Raw genomic sequence first — 24,075 nt, 5'->3', positions numbered from 1 at the left:
GTTTAACTGTATAAGTTGAGCTATATGCTTCTGCTTTGCCGTTTAATAAGATAATAGCTGTAATAGCTCCAGCAGCTGTAGTTATGATCACTTTTTTATTACGAGCTTTTATTCTTTGCTTGCGTACTTCGGCAATTCTCTGCTTTCGTTTAATTGAAATTGTGTTCAATGTTTCTTTTCCCCCATATCTCTCTCTATAATAAATTCGAATTACTCAAGAGTAATTCGAAACATCAGGGGGTTTTTTTGACCGTATTACCAATATTTTTCTCATAACCCATTTTCTTTTCTATAGTAGGTAATTTAGCACACAATATCGAGCTCTATAATTCGAATATGATTACTCGGTTTTATAACTGAAATTTTCCTCTATTAAATAAATTTAAAGGGGGTAAGTGATGTTCTTCTGAATCATCTTTTGTAGATGCTTAACTGTTGGGGTTAAATTAACAAGGAAATAGGATTCTCTTAGCCTTCTTGCTGGATCACTATTTTTCAAGTACCCCGCTCCACCTTGATGAAGCATGCATGCGTGTACGGATTTTAATGTTAGATTTACAGTATCAAGCCTAAGCTGCAATAACTCATTCCATTTCTCAGAAAGGTTATGACTTTCAGCAATTCGGAATGTTTTTTCAGTGATTACATTTAAATTCATTTGCAGTTCATCTGTTTGAATATCTAAATACTGATTGCACCCACCCTGCTTGTTGCAAACCTTTTGAATAGATTTAATCGATGCCTCTGTCACTCCTAATCCCAGAGGAATTTGATATAGAACAAAAGCCGATCGAATATTAAGGATAAATTTATCTGCTTGTTCAGCAATTATCCACTCTTCTCGTATCCTTACATCATTAAACGCACAGGAATAAGTGGCACTTCCGTTTACCCCCAAATACTCTATTTTTTCCTTTAAAGTTAATCCTTCTGCCGAGCACGGGACGAAAGCCATGATTCGTTGGTGTTCATCTACCTCAGCAATAATTCCAAACCAATGGTCTTTTCCTAAGTTAGAAACAGCAGGTAAATTCCCAGAAACGATATAACCATCTTGCGACTTTTTTGCCTTCAAATGTAAAGACTCAAGACCTGCATAATATTTCATCGGATTTGATAAGCCAGTGCCACCTAATAATTCCCCGTTTTCAAGACAAGGAAGAATTTCATGTTTTAGAAATGGATTATCAGTGTTTCGGATATAAGTTAAAGAAGCTAAATGACACCATAAATTAAAAGCTGTCGTCATACATACCTTAGCCGTTTCTTTCACCAAATACACTTCTCGTGATAGTCTTTCTCCCTTCGGCAAATCCTTCGAACTAAGGAGTCCCTCTTTGCCAATAGCCTTTAGGAAATCTTCTGGGTAGTAGGCTTCTGAATCTATCTTTCTGACTAGCGGTTTCAGTTGTGTTTGCAGCAAACTTTCAAAATTCATATAAGCAGCCTTCCCCTTTCTTTAGAAAAATCAAGGCAGGAACTTCACCTTTAATACAATTTAATCTTCTTATTAAGAAAACCTCCATAAAGGAGGTTTTCCTTTCATTTTTATGAAAGCTCAGTTATTGTGTCAATTGGAGCTTTAACCGCTTCACGCGCTTTTTTTACTGTTCCTTCATCCGGTGCATCATAAAAGCACAGGCATTTCGTCATATCTTCACATACATAAGTTCTGGAAAAAGAAACCTCTGGAACCTCTGCATAATGAACGGAATTTGTCGTCTTCCTATCTAGATATTGTTCCATAGTCAAATTTTCCGGGAGATTCCACTCGACTAAATAATTTACTTTTTCCTTCTGCTCCTTAACCTTCGCCAATTCCTGACCAACTAGACGCACTGGCTTAATAAGAGAAACTGATATTCCTAGTTCTCTTAAACTATCAGTAATCGCATTTCGGTCTTCACCTTCAAATATGAAGAAAGATCTTGAGAACTCTTTTGAAACTTGAACTTCAATTAAACTCGTATTTTTTCCACTAACTGTTTCCTGTACCTCAGAAACTTTAGCCTCAAAAGCTTCCTTTGTTTTTACTGCCTCATTCAAAATAGATTCAACAAGATATAGAGCCATGTTTTTTCCTCCTCAAGGATATAGTTAAAAAATTTATAATGAGCTGTAAATCACTTAATATTATTAAGTTAGATAAACTTACCTGCTAACTTTCTTACTATGCTATTGGTTCGCCCTTCCCCATTGCTTATCTACCCATTTCTCAAATAAGCCAATTGCCTTATCAAGCAAAAGTCCGCAAACCCCAATAAAAATAATACCGGCCAGCACTAAATCTAAGTTCATTGAATTTCTTGCATCCACTATTAAGTAGCCTAATCCTGACTGAGCTCCCACCATTTCACCAGCAACAAGGAATATCCAGGCAGTTCCTAAGGCAATATGCAAGCCATTTGCTATGAAAGGAAATGCGGCGGGAAGAATAATTTTAACAAGTAAATGTGATTTCCTTATTTCAAAATTCTGAGCAATTTTCAGATAGGTTGGATCCACTTTCCTTACCGCCGAAACAGTTGATAGCAAGACAGGGAAGAATGCAGCAATGAAAATAATCACGATTGCTGGAATATCACCTATCCCGAACCACAATACGATAAAAGGTGACCACGCTATTGGTGAAACAGGCCTTAAAACCTGTACAACCGGATCCAGGATATTCCATAGTGCCAGAACCCTTCCAAAGATTAGCCCCAAAATGACAGCAATAATAACTGCCGATAAATAACCAATTAAAAATCTCATCAAACTTACTTGCAGATGGACAAAGAATGAACCGTCCTTTATGAGCGAGACAATTCCCTCCCACACTTTAAGAGGTGGCGGCAGTAGGGCTTCATCATAATTCCCGATAGCAATCGTTATTTGCCAGGCACCGATCAGAAGTACAAAACCAACTATGACATTTGAGAGTTTTTTTACACTTCCCATTTCATCACTTCGCCTTATCAAATAATGAATTATCGACAAACTCCTCATAAGAAGGCGGATTTTCTGATAAACCCATTTCTACTAAAATTTTTGTTAATTCATCGTAGCTGCTTTTATTTACTCTTAAATCATCGTAAGAAATCCATTGAAACGAAAGATCCATTACCTCTTTATCAACCTTCATATATTTAGAAGAAGCTGTCAGCGTATGGTCATCTTTTTTCTCGGCTAATTCACCTGCTTTCACATACTCATTAACAAATTCCTGAGCCACTTCATTTTCCTTTTGGATAAAGTCATTTCTTAAAACGAGTGCGCAATCAATTGAATCGTTCCAAATATCAGTATCCTGATAAAGAACCTTTCCTTTCTTAATAGCTACCGAGACTGCTCCAAACGGTTCAGCGACTACATATCCTGAAATTCTCCCTTCAGAAAGGGCTGCCGGCATTTCAGCAGGTGGCAGTTCAATAGCCTTCACATCCTCATATTTCACCCCTGCCTGTTTAAGCATTTGATAGAGCAAAATATTATGAGTAGAAAACTTATGAGGGATTGCAAAGTTTTTTCCCTTCAAATCCTCAACACTGTTAATATCATTGGCTGAAACCAAAACATTTCCATCTCTATGACCAAGCGCCACAGCTTTCAAATCAATCCCTTGCTCCTTCGCCTTCAAAGCAAGAGTCACAAGAACAGAAGCACCATCTATACGGCCTGTATTAAGGGCATCCATTAACTCCGGCCATGAACCAAACTTAACAAGCTCCAATTTAAAGTTTTTAAACGAATCCTGTTCATTTTCTAAATACAAAGGAACCGCATGAGTAATCGGCAAATAGCCAATTTTCACTACTCGCTTTTCTTCATTCGCGGATTTCCCTGCTGATGATGGGTTAGACCCACAAGCAGCCAAGCTCACCACGAGCATTGAAATGATCAATAAGGATAAAAGCTTTTTATAACTTTTCATCGTATCCCTCCTCTTTATCTACAGCTATATTTTGATTACTTGCCTAATGCATGCATTGGGCGGTTTCTATCGCAAACTATATTTATTAACAAAACTTATCTAAAAAATATTTAAATATTAAACTCAATTGAAGGTGCAGGCCGGTTAAAGTGGAATTGTTCAAATATTGCCTTTCGATATCGCTGGAAGTCCTCATGACTTCGATCTCTAGGCTTTGAAAGAGTAATCGTTAACTCCTTATCTATTTCACCTGGATTTGCTTTCATCATAATCACCCTGTCTGATAAATAGATCGCTTCATCAATATCATGCGTGACAAGAATAATGGTCGTCTTCTCCTGCTCTTGAATTCGAAGAAGCTCATCCTGCAGATAATAGCGATTAAATGTATCTAAGGCAGCAAACGGCTCATCCATTAAAATCAATTCTGGCTGGTTGGCAAGAGCTCGTGCTATCGCAACCCTTTGCTGCATTCCCCCTGAAAGCTCATGCGGAAATAGATCAACTTTATCCCCTAGACCGACCAAGTTCAAATATGTGTAGGCCCTCTCTTTCCGCTCCTTAACCCCCATTTTCTCGCCTTCTAACCCAAGCTCTACATTTTTCAAAACAGATCTCCATGGTAAAAGACCATAATTTTGAAAAAGCATAATACATTTTCTATTTGGCTGGATCACTTTATTTCCATCGATGATAACCTTTCCTTCATCAGGCTTTTCGAATCCCCCAATAATATTAAGCAGCGTGCTCTTCCCACATCCGCTTTCTCCCAATATGGAGATCATCTCTCCCCTTTTAATCCCAAAGGTCACATCATTTAATACACGTACAGTTTGCTCCTTATTCCTAAACGCTTTGCTCACATTGTCTACCCGAATAAAAGCCGATTCAACCAAGCCCTCTATCCCCCTTTAAGAAGACAAAAATCGCCAATTCATTTAATTCCTATATAAATACTATGTTTAATGATTTTAAGTTATTCTATTACACTTTTTCCGAAATGACAACTAAATTTTTTGAAAGTATTAAATTTTCTTTTATCAATCTTGTATGTTCAAGAAATCAAAATGCACAATATAAAAATGGTTGCCCCGCCAATGACAAAATCATTAATTGGAACAACCATGTGTGATCATTTATTTAATTAACAGGACTTTACGAAAAAGTGGGAGAAGGTAATAGCCAAGACAAACACCCACTGTATTTAATAGAAGGTCGTCAATATCTAAGCTTCCTCTTTTTGTTAAAAATTGAAGCCCTTCTATTATACAAATCGGAAAAATAGTTAAAAATAAAAGTTGTTTTGTCGAAGCAGACTTATTTATAAACCCGTAATACACGCCAAATGGAATAAATAACCCGATATTCGCGCCCAAATTATAAAAGGCAATTAGAAAATCAGCATTCCCAAATAAATAAAGGCGAATGGTCATAAAAGGCATCATATTGACCGCACCGTAATTTGTCCCATTTGGCCGGAAAAATAGTAGAATTAACAGTCCGATAGTATAGAAAAATATAAGACCACGGAGGACACTTTGTGATACATAGACTCTTTCATTAAGTAACAAGCAAACAATAAATAAAGTTAAGAAAAAAATAACAAACCAAACTATCCCAACTACTAGCGGATGCAAATGGTTTGTTAGTTCAAGCCATACTGGCATAAGAATAAAAAATATGACTTGAGAAATGAAAACACTAAGCAAAATAACTTTTTTCATAATTACCTCTCAGGTGGTTTATTCAACTTCCTTTGGCTGAATGATCTCAACATGTAATGCTTTTGCTTGACCCGGATAGGATTCAGCAATGGCACCCTCAATCCAGATTGCGACCTCTTGATAAACTTGCAATTCTTTCATATTATCGGTTTCATTCAATGTAACCCATACTAACCCCTTCTCATTATCTTCAACTAAAATTCGCCTATCATCTTTATCGATTTCAAGAATGCTCCCTTTCATATCAGCTTCGCCTTTCACATCACTCTTTTGAGTACAGCCAAATAAGATAAATGAGAATAATAATAGTACAATGTATTTTTTCATTCGTATCCATCTCCTATATGTGAATAGACGTACCGTACAGTTAAAGGTTTCGGCAAAAAAATAAAATGGACGTCTTTTAAAAACGTCCATTTTTTCAACAATAAAGCATTATGTTAATTATAAAGTATACGCCGGTATCATCCATGGGAATACATATGCTTGCAGCATGACTAAAATTCCCATTAATGCGGCTAAAGCTAAACTGTGGAAAAAGACTGCCCGAAATATCGGTCCTACAGCATTTGCGCCTTCGACTCGATTCTCATAACAAGCTGCTGTTGCTACAACTATGCTTTGAGCGTCAATCATTTTCCCCATGACCCCACCGGTTGAGTTGGACGCTGCGATTAGCACCGGATCTAGTCCTAGCTGGTCAGCAGTAATTCGTTGCATACTCCCAAATAATGCATTCGAAGAGGTGTCACTGCCAGTCAGAAATACCCCAAGCCAACCGAGCATGGCAGCAAAGAACGGATATAACACACCAGTTTTAGTAAAAGCTAATCCTAGGATGGCGTCTAAGCCGGAATATCGCGTTGTAAAACCTAAGCCTAGTACTAACGCTATCGTTATTAATGGGGTTTTCATTCTTTGTGCTGTTCTTACAACAGACTGTTTCCATTGTTCTTTGCTCATTCGGAGGAACAAACCGCTTAGCAATGCGGCAAAAAACACGCCTGTTCCTGCTGCAGATAGCCAGTTTAAGTTATAAAGAGCCGCTTCTGGTATAGATTCCTTTGCAAGTGGCGGACTTCGGAATACGAGCTGATCCAAAAAAGGCACCGGAATACTATAAAATGACTTAAGACCAAAGAAGTTCAAAGAATTCAGGAAGCTCTTCCATTGTGGCAGTCCCCACATGAATACGAAAAGTGTAAGGAATGCCCAAGGAGCCCATGCCTTTGCCACTTGTCCTGAACTATACTTTGTTTCCTGATTTTCTAGGGATTTCATTTCTTCCTCTTCACCAGGCAAATAAAATTTATTTTTTGGCTGCCATACTTTAAGAAGTAGAATTAATGCAAAAATAGCGACAAGACCACCAATAATATCAACTAGCATCGGCCCAACGTAGTTAGAAACAGCAAACTGGGTAATTGCAAAAGTAACACCCGTAACAAGGATTGCTGGCCAGATTTCCATTACCTGCTTCCACTTTCCTTTGTGCATGAAAACCATTGTAGCAATCAGCCAGAATGGCACAATAACGGAGAAGAAAGGCAGTTGGCGCCCAGCCATTGCAGACAAGGCCATTTCAGGAAGTCCAGTCACAGCTGCTAAGGTAATAATCGGCGACCCTACAGCTCCGAAAGCAACAGGGGCCGTGTTAGCGATTAAACAAAGAATTGCTGCTACTATAGGACGAAACCCAAGACCTACCATCAGCGCACCAGCTATGGCTACTGGAGTACCAAAACCAGCCGCCCCTTCGATAAAAGCCCCGAAGGAAAAAGCGATGAGAAGTGTTTGAATGCGTCTGTCTGATGATAAATTTAAAACAGAAAATTTTACAATATCAAATTGACCAGTCACCAATGTAATCGTATACAAAAACATTGCGGCAACTATAATCCAGCCGATCGGCATCATGCCAAAGAAGGATCCATATCCAAAAGCTGCTAATGTTGAAGACACAGGCATGTCTACTAACCATATTGCCATTATAACAGTGACGATCCCAGCAATGAGAGCTGCTTTTGGTGCAGCAATTCCATAATGCCTTCTCCCCAGCTTATCCTTATGAGGATGCAATGCGAGCAAATACAACAAAGTCAATATTGGGATTGCAGCTAATAGTGTAGAAAGAAAGGCATTCCCCATTGGATCATACAGTTGATGAAACTCCAAACTTATCCCCTCCTAATCATATTCATTCGAAGTATATGACGGGTAATCTCCCTTTAGTACAACTAGTCCCAATAATAGTAAAATTATGAATTTATGGAATGTCCACCCATTTGTTCATAACGAATTAATACTTGGGATTGTATATCAGTCAGCAAAAAAAATCCCAATCTCTCAGTTTCATAAGTGAGAAATTAGGATTTAAATAAAGAATATCTGCAGATACTATCCCTAGAGGAATGAATCTTCCCATTTATCCTGTTTCTAAACCGGATCCTTAAAATGCCTATGCGAAAAAAGATTAAAGTAATTTAATTTTAGGCCTTATTAGGATTGTTTTACGCGTTCTAAAATTTTCAATCTTTACAAGTAATAAATTAGCACCTAAATATTATTTTGTCATTTCGACAAAAATCGACATGAATAACAGGAGAAAAACATGGATTTATTTCGTAAAAAATCGATAGGCAATGAACTTTCTAACAATTCACTCAAAAGGGTACTTGGGGCTCTAGATCTAACCATGCTTGGGGTTGGGGCTATAATTGGAACAGGAGTATTCGTTTTGACAGGAGTTGCCGCAGCCAAATATGCTGGCCCTGCCTTAATCCTATCTTTTATTATTGCGGGTTTAGCGTGTGTATTTGCAGCATTATGCTATTCGGAATTTGCCTCGATGATTCCAGCATCCGGGAGTGCTTACACATATAGTTATGTCGCTTTTGGTGAATTACTTGCTTGGATTTTAGGTTGGGATTTAGTTCTCGAATATGGACTCGCCTCCTCCGCGGTGGCAAGTGGATGGTCAGGGTATTTCCAAGGGTTATTAGCAGGGTTTGGAATTCATTTACCAACAGCCTTAACTTACGCCTTTGATCCCTCAAAAGGTACAATCATCGATTTACCAGCTGTTATTATCGTCCTTTTAGTTACTTTATTACTTTCTAGAGGAGTAAAAGAATCTGCTAAATTTAATGCCACAATGGTTGTTGTTAAGGTGGCTGTCGTACTTCTATTCATTATTATTGGGGCTTGGTACGTTGAACCGGATAACTGGACTCCGTTTATGCCGTTTGGATTTTCTGGAGTCGTTACTGGAGCGGCAGTTGTCGTGTTCGCCTACTTTGGCTTTGACGCGGTATCTACTGCTGCCGAAGAAGTAAAAAATCCTCAGCGTAATCTTCCAATCGGGATTATTTCATCATTAGCAGTTTGTACAATTTTGTATATCGCCGTCTCTTTAGTTCTTACTGGGATGGTACCGTTTGATTTGCTAAATGTGAAAGATCCAGTAGCTTTTGGATTGCAATATATTAATCAAGATTGGGCAGCAGGTTTTATTTCTCTTGGAGCCATTGTTGGAATTACGACAGTCTTAATCGTCATGATGTTTGGACAATCACGTCTGTTCTATTCAATTAGCAGAGATGGACTTCTGCCAAAAGCTTTGTCTGCTGTTCATCCAAAAACAAAAGTTCCTTTAAAAAGCACTTGGGTAACAGGAATATTGGTTGCCACTCTTGCCGGCCTAGTTCCCCTTGATAAATTAGCTGAACTGACAAGTATAGGTACATTATTTGCTTTCACAGCTGTTTCTCTTGGTGTTGCTGTACTTCGTAAAACGCGACCAGATCTCAAACGTGGATTTAAAACACCCTGGGTACCTGTTATTCCAGCTTTAGCAGTGATCTTTTGTGTTTATTTAATGCTGCAGCTTTCAGCATTTACATGGAAAGGTTTCGCTGTTTGGCTAATTCTCGGTCTTGTCATTTACTTTACGTATGGTTATAGGAAGAGTCACTTAAATCAATAAAGCAGTGACAGGCCCCTTGATAAATGTTGAATTTTGATTATTAAATGTCGAGACTAGTGTATTCTTTCGACAATTTCGGGTGTGACTGACACTGCTACCACTGCAGAATAAGTTGAATATAAGAGTATGAAGTGAACGGATGGCGATTTAAAAATAAATGGAGGATTCTTTTTACGAACGTAGTAGGATACTTCTAAAACTAGAGGTTAAAATAAAGTATTGATGTAAAAAGGTTGAAAATAGAGGATAAAAAATCCTCAAAAATTATTTATTTTCATTTGATTGGTTATCAGGTGTTTGAACATTTTCATTTAACTCTTCTGTGTCACCTTTAGCATTAATGATTTCAAATATTTGATTTAAACCTTCTGATATTTCTTCATNNATAATATCCCTCCAGTTTGTGATTATTTATAAATTGTCCAATAGCTAAAGGATAATACATCAAAAGATAAAATGACAAAAATGAAGCTAAGTAGATTTTCAACTTAAAAAAGCCGATTCCCTAATAACTTTTTAAGGAATGGGCTTTTTTGATTTTGTCTCACTATACAAACATGCCAGTCGTATATATCTTTCAGTATTTCTTCTTCAATCAATTGATAGGCCTGAATTAGGTCTTGAAGAAACACCGCGATTAAGGGTGTTAGCACTAGCTTGGATCGTTTTCATCTAAAGATACTGTGATAACTTTTGTATACTCGCCTTTTGCTACTTCACTTGGTGTCGCGTCTTCCATTAGTTCATCTTCCGTGTCGATGCCTTCTGCAATCACTGGAGTTTCCTGCTGAATTTTCCTTTTCACGTTAACACTCCTTGAAAATGATTATTTATAACTTAATTCATTTTAGAGTGTGCCCATCTATCTTGCTTTAATACCCTTGCTCACGGTCTACTAATCCATGTAAAGGCTGTTCATTTATAAATCGCTTTAGATTTGCTGCAAAAAAACTGCAAACTCCATTAACGGTACTCGGTCCTGATAGATGGGATGTAACGTACACATTTGGCATTGACCAGAAGGCATGGTCCTTCGGCAACGGCTCTTTCTCGAATACATCGAGAATGGCGGCACGAAGATGACCTGATTGCATAACGTTAACTAAATCCTCTTCTTTTATCAGTGCTCCTCGGCCAACGTTGACAAGGCAAGCATTCGGCTTCATCGTTAGTAGAAGGTCACGATCTATGATATGATGTGTGGCTTCTGTTAAAGGAAGAATTGTTACCAAATAATCAAGGTCTTTTACAAACTCACCCCAGCTTTCTGGAGTATAGTGGCGGTCCACTAATGAAGCTTGTTTTCCGCTAAAACTTAATCCGTGTACATTCATATCAAAGGCACGAGCTTTGCGCACAATTTCAGCCCCAATCGATCCGAGTCCAGCCACCCCGATGGTTTTGTTTGCCAAGGATTCCGAAATGAATGGATCCCATTTCCGTTCCACTTGTGATTTGTTCATACGGGAGACGTCTTTCACGATGTTCAAAAGGTATGTAAAAACATATTCTGAAATATAAGTTCCGAATTGATCAACGATACGGGTTAATTGGATTTTGTTCGGTATTGTCTTGTCTGCAACCAAATCATTGACCCCTGCCCCCATCGATTGAAACCAGCGGACATTTGATGCAATTGGCTGATTTAGGACTTGAGTGGGAAACTTCCATCCCAAAATGACCTCCGTATCTGGCAAGTACCTTTCCACTTCCTCAAAGGTTGCAGCAGCCTTCACTGAAGAAAATCCAAAATTACGAATGTAGTCAGCATAAGCTTCGGCCTCTGCCTTATCACGGGTAAAAACAAGAATGTTCGGCTGGAATGTCATGATAAATTCCTCCCCTATTAGAAATAGTATTTATTCTTACACTTATTTTACATAGAGTTGTCTAAAAAATATAATTATTTGCAGGAAACAACATGTGCTCATCGAATTTTTAAATTAAAAAGGGGGCTAGATTAAATGAATCAACGTCATGAAGTATTATTTCGACAATTAGAAAGCTATCGAAATGAAATATTGGATGCAGTGGAGAATGTAACAATAGAGGAAGCCGAAGTCATTCCAAAGGGCTATAACAATAATATTCGCTGGAATCTTGGACATATTTTCCTTGATCAATATCTTTGGATTCAAGCGGTCACGAAGGAAAAAACCGTTGTACCCGATGAATTTAATAAGTGGTTTGGATTCGGTACGTCTCCGGCTGACTTTAGTGCGGAAACTCCTTCTTTGGGAGATGTAAAACGGATGCTTAAATCTCAGCCTGCCGATATAAAAGAGGCATATGGCAATCGTTTAGAGGTTGAGTATAAACCAACCGAATTAGGCATGCAAACAATTGAACAGGTTTTAATTCGAACCATCTTCCATGAAGGGATGCACTTACAAGCCATTATTGATTTAAAAAAGGGCATTAAAGCCATGAAGCAATGAATTGTATGAATAAAGCAGGCAGAAATGACTCTCCTGCTTTATTCTGCCTTGAAGTCACCTGTCAGCAATTCCATTCCATCCACTTCAATTGGCACCCATCCAACTAAACCGTTCTTTTTTTTGACTAGTGTATAACCAGATACTTTAGCATTGAGCACCTTCACAACTTCACCATATCGGACCGATAAAAATGTAGTGCTTAAATCATTTTTACAGCACACACCCTCATCATTTTCAACTAAATACTCATTTTTCACCCATTGCTCAACCCCAAGTTTAATATTCCTGCAAAGTGTAAAGTAAGGTTCTCTGTGAATAATACTCATTTCATAATTGGGATAGGTGACTGTTCCGACACGACCTGTCTGATCTAAGTAGTCTTTTTTAACTTTCCTTTTCTCATGAAGCTCGTCAACAAACTCAAACGAAAATTGATTATTCTCGAAAATAAGGGCATTCAATTGTCCATCCCTTTTAATCTGATTGCCACCATCAATGGCAATGATTTTTTTCTCAAAATCAATCATTGGATTGTTAGAGCTCTCGGAATGAAAACGATAATTAACGACTGGCCAATGTCCGACTATGACGGTTTTCTTAGCCTGATGTCCTCTATCAAAAAAAGAATCGACAGATAAAGCGAAGTTTTCATCTGTTTCTTCCCAATCGGCCCGGTCCTCAATACCAGCATGGATCAAAATGAAGTTTTCTGTTTCAATAGCCACAGGCAAAGATTCCAGCCAGTTCAGTTCTTCTTTAAAATGAGTTTCATAATATTGAGCAAGCTGCTGAATTTGATTAAAATGCGTTAAAGACTGTTTCCCCTGCTCCAGCATTTCATTTAAGATAGAATTTTTTCTTGCCTTCATATAGTTGAGAATTTTTTCATTCCCCATAAATACATAACGGTGTAAAATATCGCAGTTCCCTTTCGTGACAAAAACATTCGATGATTGCTCAGTCATCTTCTTTACATAGCGAACGATCTCTAAACTGTTTTCTCCTTTTTCACAAAGGTCTCCATTTATAAAGAGGTAATCGTCTTTATCGTAATGAACCTTTTCTAACAGCCTTTTAAATAACAAAAGATTTGCGTGTATATCTGAAATAATAATAGCTCTTCGGTTTGGGTCTAAGTTAAGATTGATAACATTTAACATTTGAATCTCCTCTTATCTGAGTGCCTGTTTATACATTTAATAAAGAGTACACATTCGTATCGTAGGGAACTCCATTTTGATACATATAATTTCTTAATACGCCCTCTTTTTCAAATCCCAGCTTTGTCAGAAGTGCATTTGATGCGTCATTTTCGATAAAAACAACTGCTCCAATTCGTGTTAATCCAAGTTCATTAAAGCCAAATGATACAATTTTGGAAACCACTTCAGCCGTATAACCCTTGCGCCAATGATTGGGATGGATCTCGTAGCCAATCTCGGCCCTCTTATGTTTAGGTGACCAGAGATTAAACCCGATTGTGCCAATGATTTCTTCTCCCCCGTCTTTTACCTGAATTCCCCATCTAATCCCACGTTTTTCATTGAAATTTTGTTCAAAAATTCGGATAAACTCTTTAGCCTGATCCATGCTTGTTAAAGTATCTTGTCCATAGAAACGTGTGACATCAGGATTGGAAAAACAATTGAAAACACCTTGCGTATCTTCTTCAACAAGTTCTCTTAGTAACAATCTTTCTGTTTCTAGTATTGGAAACATTCTCTCACTCCATTTGTGTATGTAGAGTTTATATTCTGGAAACTACCTACTTTTTCCTTTATCTCAATCCTTACTTTATAATCCTTATATAATGCAACCGATCATTTTTAAACGAAATAACAATATTTATTAATAATTATCGAACGAAACTTCAATATCTTACCAATATATAGTAGAAAACAATAAGGAGGTGTTCATTTGAATGACAGACCCTAATTATCATCATCCATTAATCGAACGGATTCTATCGGATGATAAGCAAGCGTACAACGAGCTTTATGAAAGAACAATCCCTGATATATATAAAACGTCTCGTTTCCTTATTGAGGACAAAGCTGATGTAGATGATTTGGTTCAGGAAATTTACATACAGCTCTTCAAATCTTTGAAAAAATATGATACCAACAGGCCATTTAAATCTTGGTATATGGGGATTGTCATGAAACAAATTCAGTCCTATCGACGAAAAAGATGGATGCATGTGAGGATTATTAAAAAGGCAGAAGCATTAAAACAGCCGGCAGTCTTAGATTTTTCAAATGAAGTTGTTAATAAATTAACCAATCAGGAGCTTGTTGAATTAGTTACTCAGCTGCCTTATAAGTTGCAACAGGTGATTATACTTCGTTATTTAAACGATTTTTCTCAAGACGAGGTTGCAAGAATTTTAGAGATTCCGCTTGGAACGGTGAAGTCACGAATTAATGCAGCATTAAATAAATTGCGTGCCAATGAGAAAGGAAAAAAACTTTTAGAGAATGCGAGGAATGTTTATGATTATTGAAAATCAGTTAAGAGAGTCTCTACAAGAAAAAGGCAATTCATTTATGCCCCCACCAGAATTAAAAACAAAAATCATAAGCAACATCGAAACTGCAAACGGAAAATTGAGAAAACGTTTGGCTGCAGGCATTTTAGCAGCAACCTTGCTCATCCCGACCGGAGTTTTTGCTTCCCAATCCTTTTTAGCTGATGACATTTACGGTTCCTTCGAAAACTTAAAGAAGCATATCTTTAAGGCCACTATGGATGGATACATGCTTTTAAGTGCGAAGTTATCACAGGCTAAAGGTGAACTAAACACAGAAGAATACAAGGAATTTAAGGAATTGCTAAATGTGGTAACGTCCTCGAAATTACAATATGGCGATCCATATGGAAATATAGATTATTCTCAAATTCCTTCAGAAGAACTAGTTCAAATCAAACAAGCGTTAATGGGCGTTCAGCCTTTCTTTGATAAACTAAATGGATTAAAGTCAAGTAAAGAAATCTTATCCTCTGAGGAGTATACAGCCTATATTGAAGCACTTATGACCTATGAGGAAGTGTTAGTAAAAAGTAATATTGATCCGAGTGAAGGGCCAATCGATATCGAAATGATCCCTTCCGATCTTCAAGCGGAGTTTATTAAAGCGAAGGATTTTATGAGCTACGTAGATAAAAAGCAAGTTCAGTGAACAAAAAGCGGGAGAATACTCCTGCTTTTTGTGTTTAAGTGGATTAGTGCAAGATGGAACATTTCTGTGATGTTATGGATACATCTTGGATTTGATAAATATAATTACTTTACATCCAATAAAATTTTTCCCGTGCTTTGCCTGCTTTCAATTAGCTTGTGAGCTTGTACTGCTTGATCTAAAGGAAAACGATGACTGATTTCAAATTTTAGTTTTCCCTCGCTTATGTATTGTAAAACTTGTTTAGCAGTATGCTGCAACGATTCTGGCCGGAGCCTTCTCGTTGTGCCTAAACTGAATCCGAGTACTGATCGGCAACTTGCATGCAAATCACTTGTATTAAATATGCCTGCAGTTCCGCTAGAGTTACCAAATTGAACCAACCGGCCATACGGTGCTAAACAGAGTAGACTTTTTTCAGTGACCACCCCTGCAACAGAATCTAAAACAATATTAACCCCCTGCCCATCTGTAATCTCATTTACCCGGTCTGCAAAGTTTTCTTTGTCATAACTAATGACATGATCTGCACCTGCCTTAATAGCAACCGATGCTTTCTTTTCATCTCCAACTGTTCCAATTACTTTGCTTGCACCTAAAAGCTTTGCCATTTGAATAGCCGTTGTTCCAACCCCGCCAGCCGCCGAATGGATAAGTACTGTTTCCCCTTGTTCAATTTTTGCTATATCCTGAAGCATTTTATAGGAAAGAAAAGAAACAATTGGACAAGCAGCCGCCGTGTCAAAATCTATGTTATCTGGGATTTTATATGTAAGTATTTCCTCTGAAACCACATATTCTGAATACGACCCTTTTGATGGAAAAGTAATAACTCGCTGTCCAACCCGCAAATTCTGAACCTCAGATCCTGTTTCAACAATGACACCGGCCGCATCTAGCCCCGGAATAAATGGTGATTTCCAGCTCCCCTTTTTTCCATATCTCGCCTTTACATCCGCATAGTTCACACTTGTTTTTTCTACTTCTATTAATACTTGAGTTGGCTTAATACGAGGAATATCAGTATCTACATATTTCATTACTTCAGGATTACCAAATTCAGTTATAACGATGGCTTTCAAATGGATTCCCCCTTTTTTATTGTTGAAGTTTCGACACATTCAAATCCTTCATATAACCTTCTAGAATTATTAAAATATTCCATTCAAAAATGTAAACTCCTCTTTTTATCCTAATATTTCAAGGTCATACACATTAAAAATATTAGAATCTTCATTCAAATATTGACCTCCCAAGCACATTCAAGGTATACTTAATTTGTATAAAAATGTAAACTCAAAGGAGTTTGTTTTATGAGTGTGAATGTTCTTAACTAACCGTTATTTTCATACGGCCTTGAAGAAAGCAAAAAACCAGTCAAATTACTGGTTTATTAAGTGTACGCTTTTTTGAGGGATGTTAAGAACACGCATCATAGCATAGAAGATTTGGTGAACCCGCTATGGCATGTTTTGTCATAGCTTTTTTGTGTGCAAAAATAGGAAAAACGAGGGCATTCCCTCCCTATCTATAGTGCTGCGCGCAATTTTAGTTTGCCATTGCATGTTTCCATTTCTTCTTACCGTCATGAGCGATTTTGTTCATGGCGGTTTTTTTTATGAAGTTTAAATGGTTTAAATAAAAGATAATAGGGGGATTCAAAATGAATCAGCAAACCATTGATGTATTGGGGTATCAAGAAATTCTAAACGAAATCGCAAATTTTGCGAAAACGAATCGGGGGAAGAACACCCTTCAAGCATTACGTCCATTGCCAGATAAACGGAGAATGGAGTTATCATTAAAAGAGATCGCTGAAGCAGAGGAAATTATCAAAATTAGCAGCAGTGTCCCTATTCATACTCTGGATGAAATGGATCACTATCTAACACAGGCACGAAAAGGAATCTATATTCGTGCTGATCAGTTTACGTACGTTCTTTCATTCCTGCAGCATTGCTCGAAGCTAAAACAATTCATGAAGGATAAGCACTATGCAGCTCCGAATGTAAGTTTATATGCGGAATCGATTGGTGAGGTGCGGGAGCTAGAGGAGGAAATTAACCGTTGCATCCGTCATGGGCAGGTTGATCAGCATGCTTCAAGCGATTTAGCTTATTTAAGAAGACAGCTTTCGATCCAAACAGATAAGCTGAAGGAGAAAGCCCAGCAGCTCGTAAAATCAAAGAGGTATGCAGCATATCTGCAGGATACGTTACTCGTTGAAAGGAATGCTCGGATTGCCATCTCTGTAAAAAGACAGTATCGCTCCAAAGTGCAAGGAACTGTTCTTGATTCTTCCGCATCAGGCTCAACCTTATATATTGAGCCTTCTGAATTAGGTTCTATTCAAGAAGAAATTGAGCTTTTGCGTATGGCTGAAGAGCAGAAAACGGAAAGGATTTTATATGAATTAACGGAAAAGGTGCTTCAGCATGAGAATATAATCAAAATTGCTATCGAAACGATGCATCATTATGATGTCCTATTTGCAAAGGCAGCGTATAGCCGAAAAACAGGCTGTTCGACTCCTATATTAAATGAAGATTATGTAATCAACTTAAAAGAAGCTCGGCATCCGATGCTTGGCGACAAAGCTGTCCCACTTTCCATTCAATTTGGTGAAGAGCATCGCGCCTTGGTCATAACCGGGCCGAATACGGGTGGAAAGACGGTTACCTTGAAAACAGTTGGTCTGCTCACCATGATGGCACAAACAGGTTTGCCGATACCAGCAAATCCCGGGAGCGAAATTGCCATTTTTCAACATATTTTCGTTGATATTGGAGATGGGCAAAGCATTGAACAGAACTTAAGCACATTCAGTTCAAGGCTTGTAAATATTATTGATATCCTGCGAGTCACAAATGACCACTCACTTGTCCTTCTTGATGAATTGGGTTCAGGGACAGACCCAAGCGAGGGTATGGCATTGGCAATTGTGATTCTCGAGCAGCTTTACCAAAAGGGTGCAACTTTATTTGCCACTACTCACTACAATGAAATAAAGGAATTCGCGGAAAAAACAAGCGGATTTCTAAATGGGATGATGGAATTTGATATTGAAACATTGCGGCCAACCTACAAGCTTCTTCTTGGACAAAGCGGAAACAGCCAGGCTTTCGACATCGCGATCAAGCTTGGCATGCACCCAGAATTGATCGAAAAGGCTCATCAAATTACTTATAAAAATAATCGAAGCTATCGCGATGAATTAGATGCAGCTATTTTAAAAGGGCCAGGCTACCAGAAGCAAATTGCCATTAATAAATATGCGAGAAGGACTGCAAAAAAAACATCCCTTGATTCAAGTACGGAAAGCTTTACCCTATTTGAACAAGGAGATAATGTTTTATTAACGGAAACAAATGAGATGGGAATCATATATAAGGGACCAGATTCGAAAGGTGATTATGTTGTTCAAATTCAAGGAGAAAAGCGGACAATTAATCATAAACGGTTAAAGCTGTATATAAAAGGACGTGAATTGTATCCCGAAAACTATGACTTCGATATCATTTTCAAGTCAAAGGAATATCGGAAAATCAATAAGCAGCAAAAGAGAAAACATGGGGAGGATGTTTGGTTAGATAATGAGGATTGATTTTTGAGGCAAGAAATATGTTAGCTGAAAAAGACGTTCATCAAGTAAGTTTTACTTAATGAACGTCTTTTTCCCTGCTGCTTTATTCCCCTATTTATTATCTCTGCGATACAAATCCCTAGTCTTGTAGCCAGCAGCAAGGATCACTTTCATTTCATCGCGCCGTTTCGCTTTTGTTGCCTCTTGTTTGGCACTATACACATAACGGGCCCAATCCTTTCGATACCCTGGTGTTAGCGATTGATAGATTTCAAGCAAATCTGGCGTCTCCTGCAAGTCTTTCTCCACATTTGGAATCATCTCGATATAGTCATCCACACATTGGCTTGGTTTTGTAGAAGTGCTTCCTTTACTTTTAGCATCAATTTTAAGGCCTACAACTGTAAAGACATCATCCAGTCCTACCATACGGGCAAATTTAAGATTGCTTGCACCGATGTAACCATCCTCATTTGCACCTAACCCGCCTAATAAATGATCGCGGTGAATAAAGGTAGGGTAAACTTTATTCCCCTTCTTGGGGTAAGCCAAAAAGATATATCCATTTTCCGTTAAATCATTTTTCTCAATCACCCTGTCTACAAGGCCCTTTAAAGACTCCATATCTAACACGAAGGCAAAAATAAGATCATACGGACTATTCGTCAGTTCTGTATCATAATCTGTTAATTCTGCTAGATAATCTGTACCCTCAGGCATTCCCAAAACCGTAGCTTTTTTATATTTTGTTAGATTTAGTTTTTCAACAATTGATTTAGCCAATATGATCCACCTTCCTCTATTTCTACTTTAACAAATCACATAATCCCGAATCAAATATCTATCATTGCTCCCAAAGATACATTAAAATACGGTTCACAACCACTATAATCCCATAAAACCAAGCTATTTGAACTTTCCCGAGACTAATTAGCAATACGACAGGGATAAGAAAGATGCCTATTTCGAGCAATAAATGAGAGATTCCTGAAAGCTGAAAGGTTGCTTTTGGCGATCCGAATAAACCCCAAACAAGCGCAATCATAATAGGAATTCCAGCCGCAAGCCCCCATCTCATAATGGATGTCGTCCCCATTTTATATCCCCAATATCCATAAACAGACAGGCCAAAAAGCTCCAGCAAAAAACGAAGGATGATGTTCACTACCTTAATACTCTCTAAAAGCATCACTATTCACCTTCTCATTTTCATAAGAATGGAGACCCTTAATAAATGTATTTATGAGAATCGACAAACTTTTATCCGTATCGTAAGGCAGCCCGAAGCCACCCATTCGTTCAATGGAAGCAAATCCATGCAAAATGCTTCTGAAGCCCCTGACCATATGAATAGCTTGTTCTTCCTCCAGGCTATACACTTGCAGTACTTGGACAGCAAGACGGACAATGGACTCCTGCGCTTCCTGTAATTCCTTATCTTCAGGATCAGGAAATCTCGAAGTTGCCTCATAAAGTCCAGGATGATTTCTAACAAACTCAATATATGCTTCACTTAGGGCTTTAATGGCATCATCACCCGATCGTCCCGCAGCAGCTTGAAGCATCGTCTCATATAGCTTTCTCAATCCATGAATGGCTAGCTTTTGCTTCAATTCATTTAATCCGTTCACATGGTTGTATAAGGACGGAGGGCGAATTTGCAGTTCCTCAGCCAGCACACCAAGAGAAAGCTGGTCTAAGCCATGTTCATCAATTAATTGTGTTGCTTTAAGTAAAATTACAGCTAAATCTATTTTCGTACGACGTGTCATCTTCATTACCTCTATTCTCTTGCGCTTATTTCATTTCTGCATGATCAATAGCCTTTTTCATCAATTCAATTGGATGACCAATCATTTTCCCATGTCCGGCAGCAAGCAAACTCGGTTGGCAGCCGACTAATTTTCTAGCACTTATAAGCGCGGTTTCTTTATCCCAAGTGGCTAATGCCGGAAAAGGAAATAATGGCTTCACCACTCCAGAAACAGCGATCCCGCCTCTAGTTTGGAATGCATCCCCAACTATTAAACTTCGATTCCTCGTATCTAGAAGAGAGATAGAGCCTGGTGTATGGCCGGGCGAATGGATAACCTCTAATGAACCAATCCGTTCCCCTTCATGAAGCAAAATATCAGGGCGGGTTTTAATATTTTTCGGAACCCCTCCGCGTATCGGGAAATTTTTTTCATCAGGATGGATTGTAGTATCTCCTCTTAATAGGAGTGAGTCCCTGGAAGAAATGCTTACTTGTGCTTCTGGCAAAATCTCTTTTAGTATGTCTAATGCACCTACATGATCAGCATGGGCATGAGTAATAATGATATTTGTGATAGGCTTTCCAATCTTCCTTGCCGACTGGATAATGCTTTTTGCACTGTATGGCATAGCGGCATCAATAAGAGTGAGACTAGTCTCCTCTTCAACTAAATAACAATTTACAGGGAATAACCGTGGCATAAAAGCTAATTGATAAACGGAATGCATTTTTGTTATTTTCATATTTTCGTATCCTCTCAAAGCAACTAATTATATTATCATTTTAACTAACCAGATTAGTTAAATGCAACATTATTGTAAAATAGCTTTGAAAAAGACGACACCCACTTTACTTAGCGAATGTCGTCTTTTCAAAATAATACTATGTCATTTCCCTCGCTTCCCCCTCCAATGATAACCCTTTTCCATGCAAATAAAGATGGACGAATCCATATAGAGAGGAAAGAAGCATTAAACCGCCGGACAGAATATAAACGAGCCGGACGCCAATCAGGTCAGTCAAAGCCCCAATGCCAATAATTGAAAAAATGAAGATCAATTGTACCAATGTAGCTTTAGCAGCAAGAATCCGGGTAAGCGTCTTTTCGTCTGTACTATTTTGGAACATCGTTTCTTGCGCCAAATCTCTAACTTGAAAGGAAGGACCCATTAAAATGACTAAAAGTACAGCAAGACATGCATGGCCTACGAAGCCATATGAAAAGGTCAATAAACCAAAAGCAGCTGAACCGATCAACATGAGTATCGTTAAGCGACCCTTTAAGAATTTTGAAAATCGGAAGACAAGAAACCCGCCTAAAATCGCTCCAAAATAATAGCCGCCATTGATATAGCCCCACCAGGCTTCTCCTTTTCCGAGTGCCTCTTTTGCGAAAGTGAGTGTGACAGCTCCTATCCAGATAGATCCGACCATTGTTTCCATTACATCCATGATCACGATGACCCGCAATCCTTCGTGCTGGAAAAGGTACTTCCACCCAGAGGTTAACCTGCTGATCATTCCTTCTGCAGTAACTATGCTGGTTGACCGGTTCATTTTTATAAAAAATAAGCTGACTACGGAAACCGCTAGAAAACAGATAGTAATCACAAGAGTGGTTTGTTTTCCAAGGAATGCAAGCAGCACCCCTCCAAAGGTCCAGCCAGAAAATAAAAAGGTTTGATCCACACTTGATAATAGACTATTTGCTTTAACCCTAGAATGCTCAGGAACAACAGCCTTAACAATCGTGCTTTTAACAGGAGAAAAAAATCCATTAAAAAACGAGATGACTGCTAATAAACTAAATATAAATATAATAATAACCGTATCAAGCGATTGTTGAAAAAGAATAAACAGTACAGATAACAGCATCACTTGTGCAATCTGAGAAAATATCAACAACTGATTCAGCTGAAATCGATCCGATACGGAGGGCAAAAATATTCCGCTTACCATTCGGGATAATACACTTATTAATGTGACCATCGCCGATATTGTGGTCGAGCCGGTTTCATTGTAAAGATGCAGCACAACGACCATTGTATATAAAGCAAACCCCAAATTCGTGGAGGTTTGGCTGATTAATAGAGCGTAAAATGAACGATTCAACTCTAATCCTCCGATGACATTGAAAAAGCTTTTTTGATTACTTTTGTGTTTTCTTCATCCAAGGTTCCATAACCTTCTTTTTCATTATTACTGATAATGGTGGAAGTTTCATTAGAGTTAAACCAAATTCTATATTCATAGAGTCTTTCAGGCATATTCTCATCAAAAGTGTAGAATAAGGTAGCCAATACATCCTCTTTCCTCGACATTTCAGCTTTTGTGTTAGGTTCCCATTTCACTTTTTCAAAAGAATTCCTTAGTAGATTTATCGTTTCTTTATCTGAAATAATGATTTCATCTTCGTACATTCCTTCTTCATTCACTTTTTGAACATCAATTCTTGTTAATAGTTCTTCTTGTCCGGAACAACCAGTGAGCATAATGAGAAAAAGAATCCACCAACTTTTTAGTTTTTTCATTGTATTTATCCCTCCTTACATTTAGACGGGAGTTTTAGAAAATGGTTCCACTTAACAAATTCAGATTAAACGTTGACTGGTCATCATTATTACGAGATTGAAAATATTGTACAATTCACTAAAATGGATATTAATGATAAATGGAAAGACCCTATTAAAAGGTTAATTATCTTAAGGAGGATATGAATTGGAAAAAAATTATCAGCCTAAGCATGTTTTTTTGGCCATTGGAATATGTATTGCTGTTTCAACTCCTTTTCTCCTCATCTTTGCCCCGCAGACAATAGCAGATAGTGTATATTACACGAAAGGAATTTACCAGGTTGTTTTTGTACCCGGAGAAAATTACATTGTCTATGGGATCGGGTTGTTTTTATTAGTTATTGCTGCAATGATTATTTCCATATTCGATATCCGAAAGTTTTCGATTATATTAAGCATCGCATTTGTCTGCTTGAGTGTCATTCCCTTTTGGACGGCATCCCAATCTTTTAAATTAATTTCAGAGGATGGCCTATCATACAGAACTCTCTTTTCTAAACAGGACCTTTCCTATTCATGGAGCGAAGTGGAAAAAGTGATTTATTATAAGGGCGAGAAAGGGAATTTTCCTGAATATGAATTCTTATTTATAGACGGAAATCAGTTGAAGTTTAAGGCAAATGAATATTTCCAAATGGTCGTCCCTCTAGTAACTGACCGGTTAAAAGAAGTAAATGTAAGTATTGAGAGAGATGAATAAGAACCTCTACTTAGACTTTCGAGATCTATGCAGAGGTTCTTACTAATTAGAAAGACTAAAGGACATTGTTAATCCAGTTGATAAGTTGCTAAACCTTTTTACTTTGCTCGGACTTTTCAAACCCCATTTCTCGATGAAATGTCCGTCCAGACTCTCTGCTTGGACTTTTTAAACCCATTTCTCGGTGAAATGTCCATCCAGACTCTCTGCTTGGACTTTTTAAA

At 38.0% G+C, this 24,075-nt stretch carries 25 protein-coding genes; 6 read left to right on the top strand and 19 right to left on the bottom strand.

What is annotated here, in order from left to right; translation table 11 throughout:
• Positions 1-382: 382 nt before the first annotated feature.
• The 8 genes from V7164_RS21840 to V7164_RS21805 form a co-directional block, all read right to left on the bottom strand.
• Positions 383-1,438: an acyl-CoA dehydrogenase gene (locus V7164_RS21840; protein ID WP_335355228.1), complete on the bottom strand. Its 1,056-nt coding sequence runs from the start codon at positions 1,436-1,438 to the stop codon at positions 383-385.
• A gap of 110 nt (positions 1,439-1,548) precedes the next feature.
• The gene (locus V7164_RS21835) at positions 1,549-2,073 is read right to left on the bottom strand and encodes a DUF4242 domain-containing protein (RefSeq protein ID WP_335347070.1); all 525 of its coding nucleotides are present in this window, start codon (positions 2,071-2,073) and stop codon (positions 1,549-1,551) included.
• A 102-nt stretch (positions 2,074-2,175) separates the two neighbouring features.
• A complete protein-coding gene (locus V7164_RS21830) occupies positions 2,176-2,940 on the bottom strand; it encodes an ABC transporter permease (RefSeq protein ID WP_335355227.1) in 765 nt (254 codons plus the stop codon).
• A 4-nt stretch (positions 2,941-2,944) separates the two neighbouring features.
• Positions 2,945-3,913, bottom strand: a complete 969-nt coding sequence (locus tag V7164_RS21825; RefSeq protein ID WP_335355226.1) for an ABC transporter substrate-binding protein — start codon at positions 3,911-3,913, stop codon at positions 2,945-2,947.
• Positions 3,914-4,023: 110 nt separating this feature from the next.
• Positions 4,024-4,809, bottom strand: a complete 786-nt coding sequence (locus V7164_RS21820) for an ABC transporter ATP-binding protein (RefSeq protein ID WP_335355225.1) — start codon at positions 4,807-4,809, stop codon at positions 4,024-4,026.
• 240 nt (positions 4,810-5,049) lie between these two features.
• On the bottom strand, positions 5,050-5,637 hold the full coding sequence (locus V7164_RS21815; protein WP_335355224.1) for a VanZ family protein: 588 nt from the start codon (positions 5,635-5,637) through the stop codon (positions 5,050-5,052).
• A gap of 18 nt (positions 5,638-5,655) precedes the next feature.
• Complete coding sequence (locus V7164_RS21810; protein ID WP_335355223.1) at positions 5,656-5,964, bottom strand: DUF3221 domain-containing protein; 309 nt, start codon at positions 5,962-5,964, stop codon at positions 5,656-5,658.
• A gap of 117 nt (positions 5,965-6,081) precedes the next feature.
• On the bottom strand, positions 6,082-7,812 hold the full coding sequence (locus tag V7164_RS21805; protein ID WP_335347076.1) for an L-lactate permease: 1,731 nt from the start codon (positions 7,810-7,812) through the stop codon (positions 6,082-6,084).
• Between the two features lie 436 nt (positions 7,813-8,248).
• Between V7164_RS21805 and V7164_RS21800 the strand changes: the two genes are divergently transcribed.
• Positions 8,249-9,622, top strand: a complete 1,374-nt coding sequence (locus V7164_RS21800; protein ID WP_335347077.1) for an amino acid permease — start codon at positions 8,249-8,251, stop codon at positions 9,620-9,622.
• A gap of 652 nt (positions 9,623-10,274) precedes the next feature.
• Here V7164_RS21800 and V7164_RS21795 read toward each other — a convergent pair.
• Together V7164_RS21795 and V7164_RS21790 are read right to left on the bottom strand one after the other, a co-directional pair.
• The gene (locus tag V7164_RS21795) at positions 10,275-10,427 is read right to left on the bottom strand and encodes a hypothetical protein (RefSeq protein WP_335347079.1); all 153 of its coding nucleotides are present in this window, start codon (positions 10,425-10,427) and stop codon (positions 10,275-10,277) included.
• Between the two features lie 67 nt (positions 10,428-10,494).
• A complete protein-coding gene (locus tag V7164_RS21790; protein ID WP_335347080.1) occupies positions 10,495-11,451 on the bottom strand; it encodes a D-2-hydroxyacid dehydrogenase in 957 nt (318 codons plus the stop codon).
• A 135-nt stretch (positions 11,452-11,586) separates the two neighbouring features.
• Here V7164_RS21790 and V7164_RS21785 point away from each other — a divergent pair, with 135 nt between their 5' ends.
• Positions 11,587-12,060 carry a DinB family protein gene (locus V7164_RS21785; RefSeq protein WP_335347081.1) on the top strand — a complete coding sequence of 158 codons (474 nt, stop codon included), beginning with the start codon at positions 11,587-11,589 and terminating at the stop codon, positions 12,058-12,060.
• A 38-nt stretch (positions 12,061-12,098) separates the two neighbouring features.
• Here the strand turns inward: V7164_RS21785 and V7164_RS21780 are convergent, their stop codons facing one another.
• Positions 12,099-13,220 carry a metallophosphoesterase gene (locus V7164_RS21780; protein ID WP_335347082.1) on the bottom strand — a complete coding sequence of 374 codons (1,122 nt, stop codon included), beginning with the start codon at positions 13,218-13,220 and terminating at the stop codon, positions 12,099-12,101.
• Between the two features lie 28 nt (positions 13,221-13,248).
• Positions 13,249-13,779, bottom strand: a complete 531-nt coding sequence (locus V7164_RS21775) for a GNAT family N-acetyltransferase (RefSeq protein WP_335355222.1) — start codon at positions 13,777-13,779, stop codon at positions 13,249-13,251.
• Between the two features lie 202 nt (positions 13,780-13,981).
• Between V7164_RS21775 and V7164_RS21770 the strand changes: the two genes are divergently transcribed.
• Both V7164_RS21770 and V7164_RS21765 read left to right on the top strand, forming a co-directional pair.
• The gene (locus tag V7164_RS21770) at positions 13,982-14,563 is read left to right on the top strand and encodes a sigma-70 family RNA polymerase sigma factor (protein WP_335348068.1); all 582 of its coding nucleotides are present in this window, start codon (positions 13,982-13,984) and stop codon (positions 14,561-14,563) included.
• On the top strand, positions 14,553-15,239 hold the full coding sequence (locus V7164_RS21765; RefSeq protein ID WP_335348067.1) for a DUF3600 domain-containing protein: 687 nt from the start codon (positions 14,553-14,555) through the stop codon (positions 15,237-15,239). The genes V7164_RS21770 and V7164_RS21765 overlap by 11 nt, the downstream gene beginning before the upstream one ends.
• A gap of 104 nt (positions 15,240-15,343) precedes the next feature.
• On the opposite strand, the gene V7164_RS21760 is transcribed toward V7164_RS21765, so the two are convergent.
• Entirely contained in the window at positions 15,344-16,321 is a 978-nt protein-coding gene (locus V7164_RS21760; RefSeq protein WP_335355221.1) for a quinone oxidoreductase family protein, read from the bottom strand.
• Between the two features lie 581 nt (positions 16,322-16,902).
• Between V7164_RS21760 and V7164_RS21755 the strand changes: the two genes are divergently transcribed.
• Positions 16,903-18,843 (top strand): endonuclease MutS2, encoded by a 1,941-nt coding sequence (locus tag V7164_RS21755; RefSeq protein ID WP_335355220.1) that lies wholly within the window; start codon positions 16,903-16,905, stop codon positions 18,841-18,843.
• A gap of 90 nt (positions 18,844-18,933) precedes the next feature.
• Here the strand turns inward: V7164_RS21755 and V7164_RS21750 are convergent, their stop codons facing one another.
• The 6 genes from V7164_RS21750 to V7164_RS21725 form a co-directional block, all read right to left on the bottom strand.
• Complete coding sequence (locus tag V7164_RS21750; RefSeq protein ID WP_335355229.1) at positions 18,934-19,608, bottom strand: YdeI/OmpD-associated family protein; 675 nt, start codon at positions 19,606-19,608, stop codon at positions 18,934-18,936.
• Positions 19,609-19,666: 58 nt separating this feature from the next.
• Complete coding sequence (locus tag V7164_RS21745; RefSeq protein WP_335344980.1) at positions 19,667-20,011, bottom strand: YrdB family protein; 345 nt, start codon at positions 20,009-20,011, stop codon at positions 19,667-19,669.
• Entirely contained in the window at positions 19,992-20,594 is a 603-nt protein-coding gene (locus V7164_RS21740; RefSeq protein ID WP_335344928.1) for a TetR/AcrR family transcriptional regulator, read from the bottom strand. Before V7164_RS21740 ends, V7164_RS21745 begins: the two co-directional genes overlap by 20 nt.
• Positions 20,595-20,619: 25 nt before the next feature.
• Positions 20,620-21,321 (bottom strand): MBL fold metallo-hydrolase, encoded by a 702-nt coding sequence (locus V7164_RS21735; RefSeq protein WP_335344929.1) that lies wholly within the window; start codon positions 21,319-21,321, stop codon positions 20,620-20,622.
• Between the two features lie 139 nt (positions 21,322-21,460).
• Positions 21,461-22,690 (bottom strand): MFS transporter, encoded by a 1,230-nt coding sequence (locus V7164_RS21730; protein WP_335355219.1) that lies wholly within the window; start codon positions 22,688-22,690, stop codon positions 21,461-21,463.
• A gap of 2 nt (positions 22,691-22,692) precedes the next feature.
• The gene (locus V7164_RS21725) at positions 22,693-23,109 is read right to left on the bottom strand and encodes a hypothetical protein (protein ID WP_335355218.1); all 417 of its coding nucleotides are present in this window, start codon (positions 23,107-23,109) and stop codon (positions 22,693-22,695) included.
• 187 nt (positions 23,110-23,296) lie between these two features.
• Here V7164_RS21725 and V7164_RS21720 point away from each other — a divergent pair, with 187 nt between their 5' ends.
• Positions 23,297-23,851: a hypothetical protein gene (locus V7164_RS21720; RefSeq protein ID WP_335355217.1), complete on the top strand. Its 555-nt coding sequence runs from the start codon at positions 23,297-23,299 to the stop codon at positions 23,849-23,851.
• The last annotated feature ends 224 nt before the right edge of the window (positions 23,852-24,075 follow it).

This window comes from Bacillus sp. JJ1474 (assembly GCF_036965225.1).
Lineage (GTDB): Bacteria > Bacillota > Bacilli > Bacillales > Cytobacillaceae > Cytobacillus.
The sequence above is the reverse complement of the archived record's forward strand: the minus strand, read 5'-3'. Positions and strand labels throughout refer to the sequence as shown.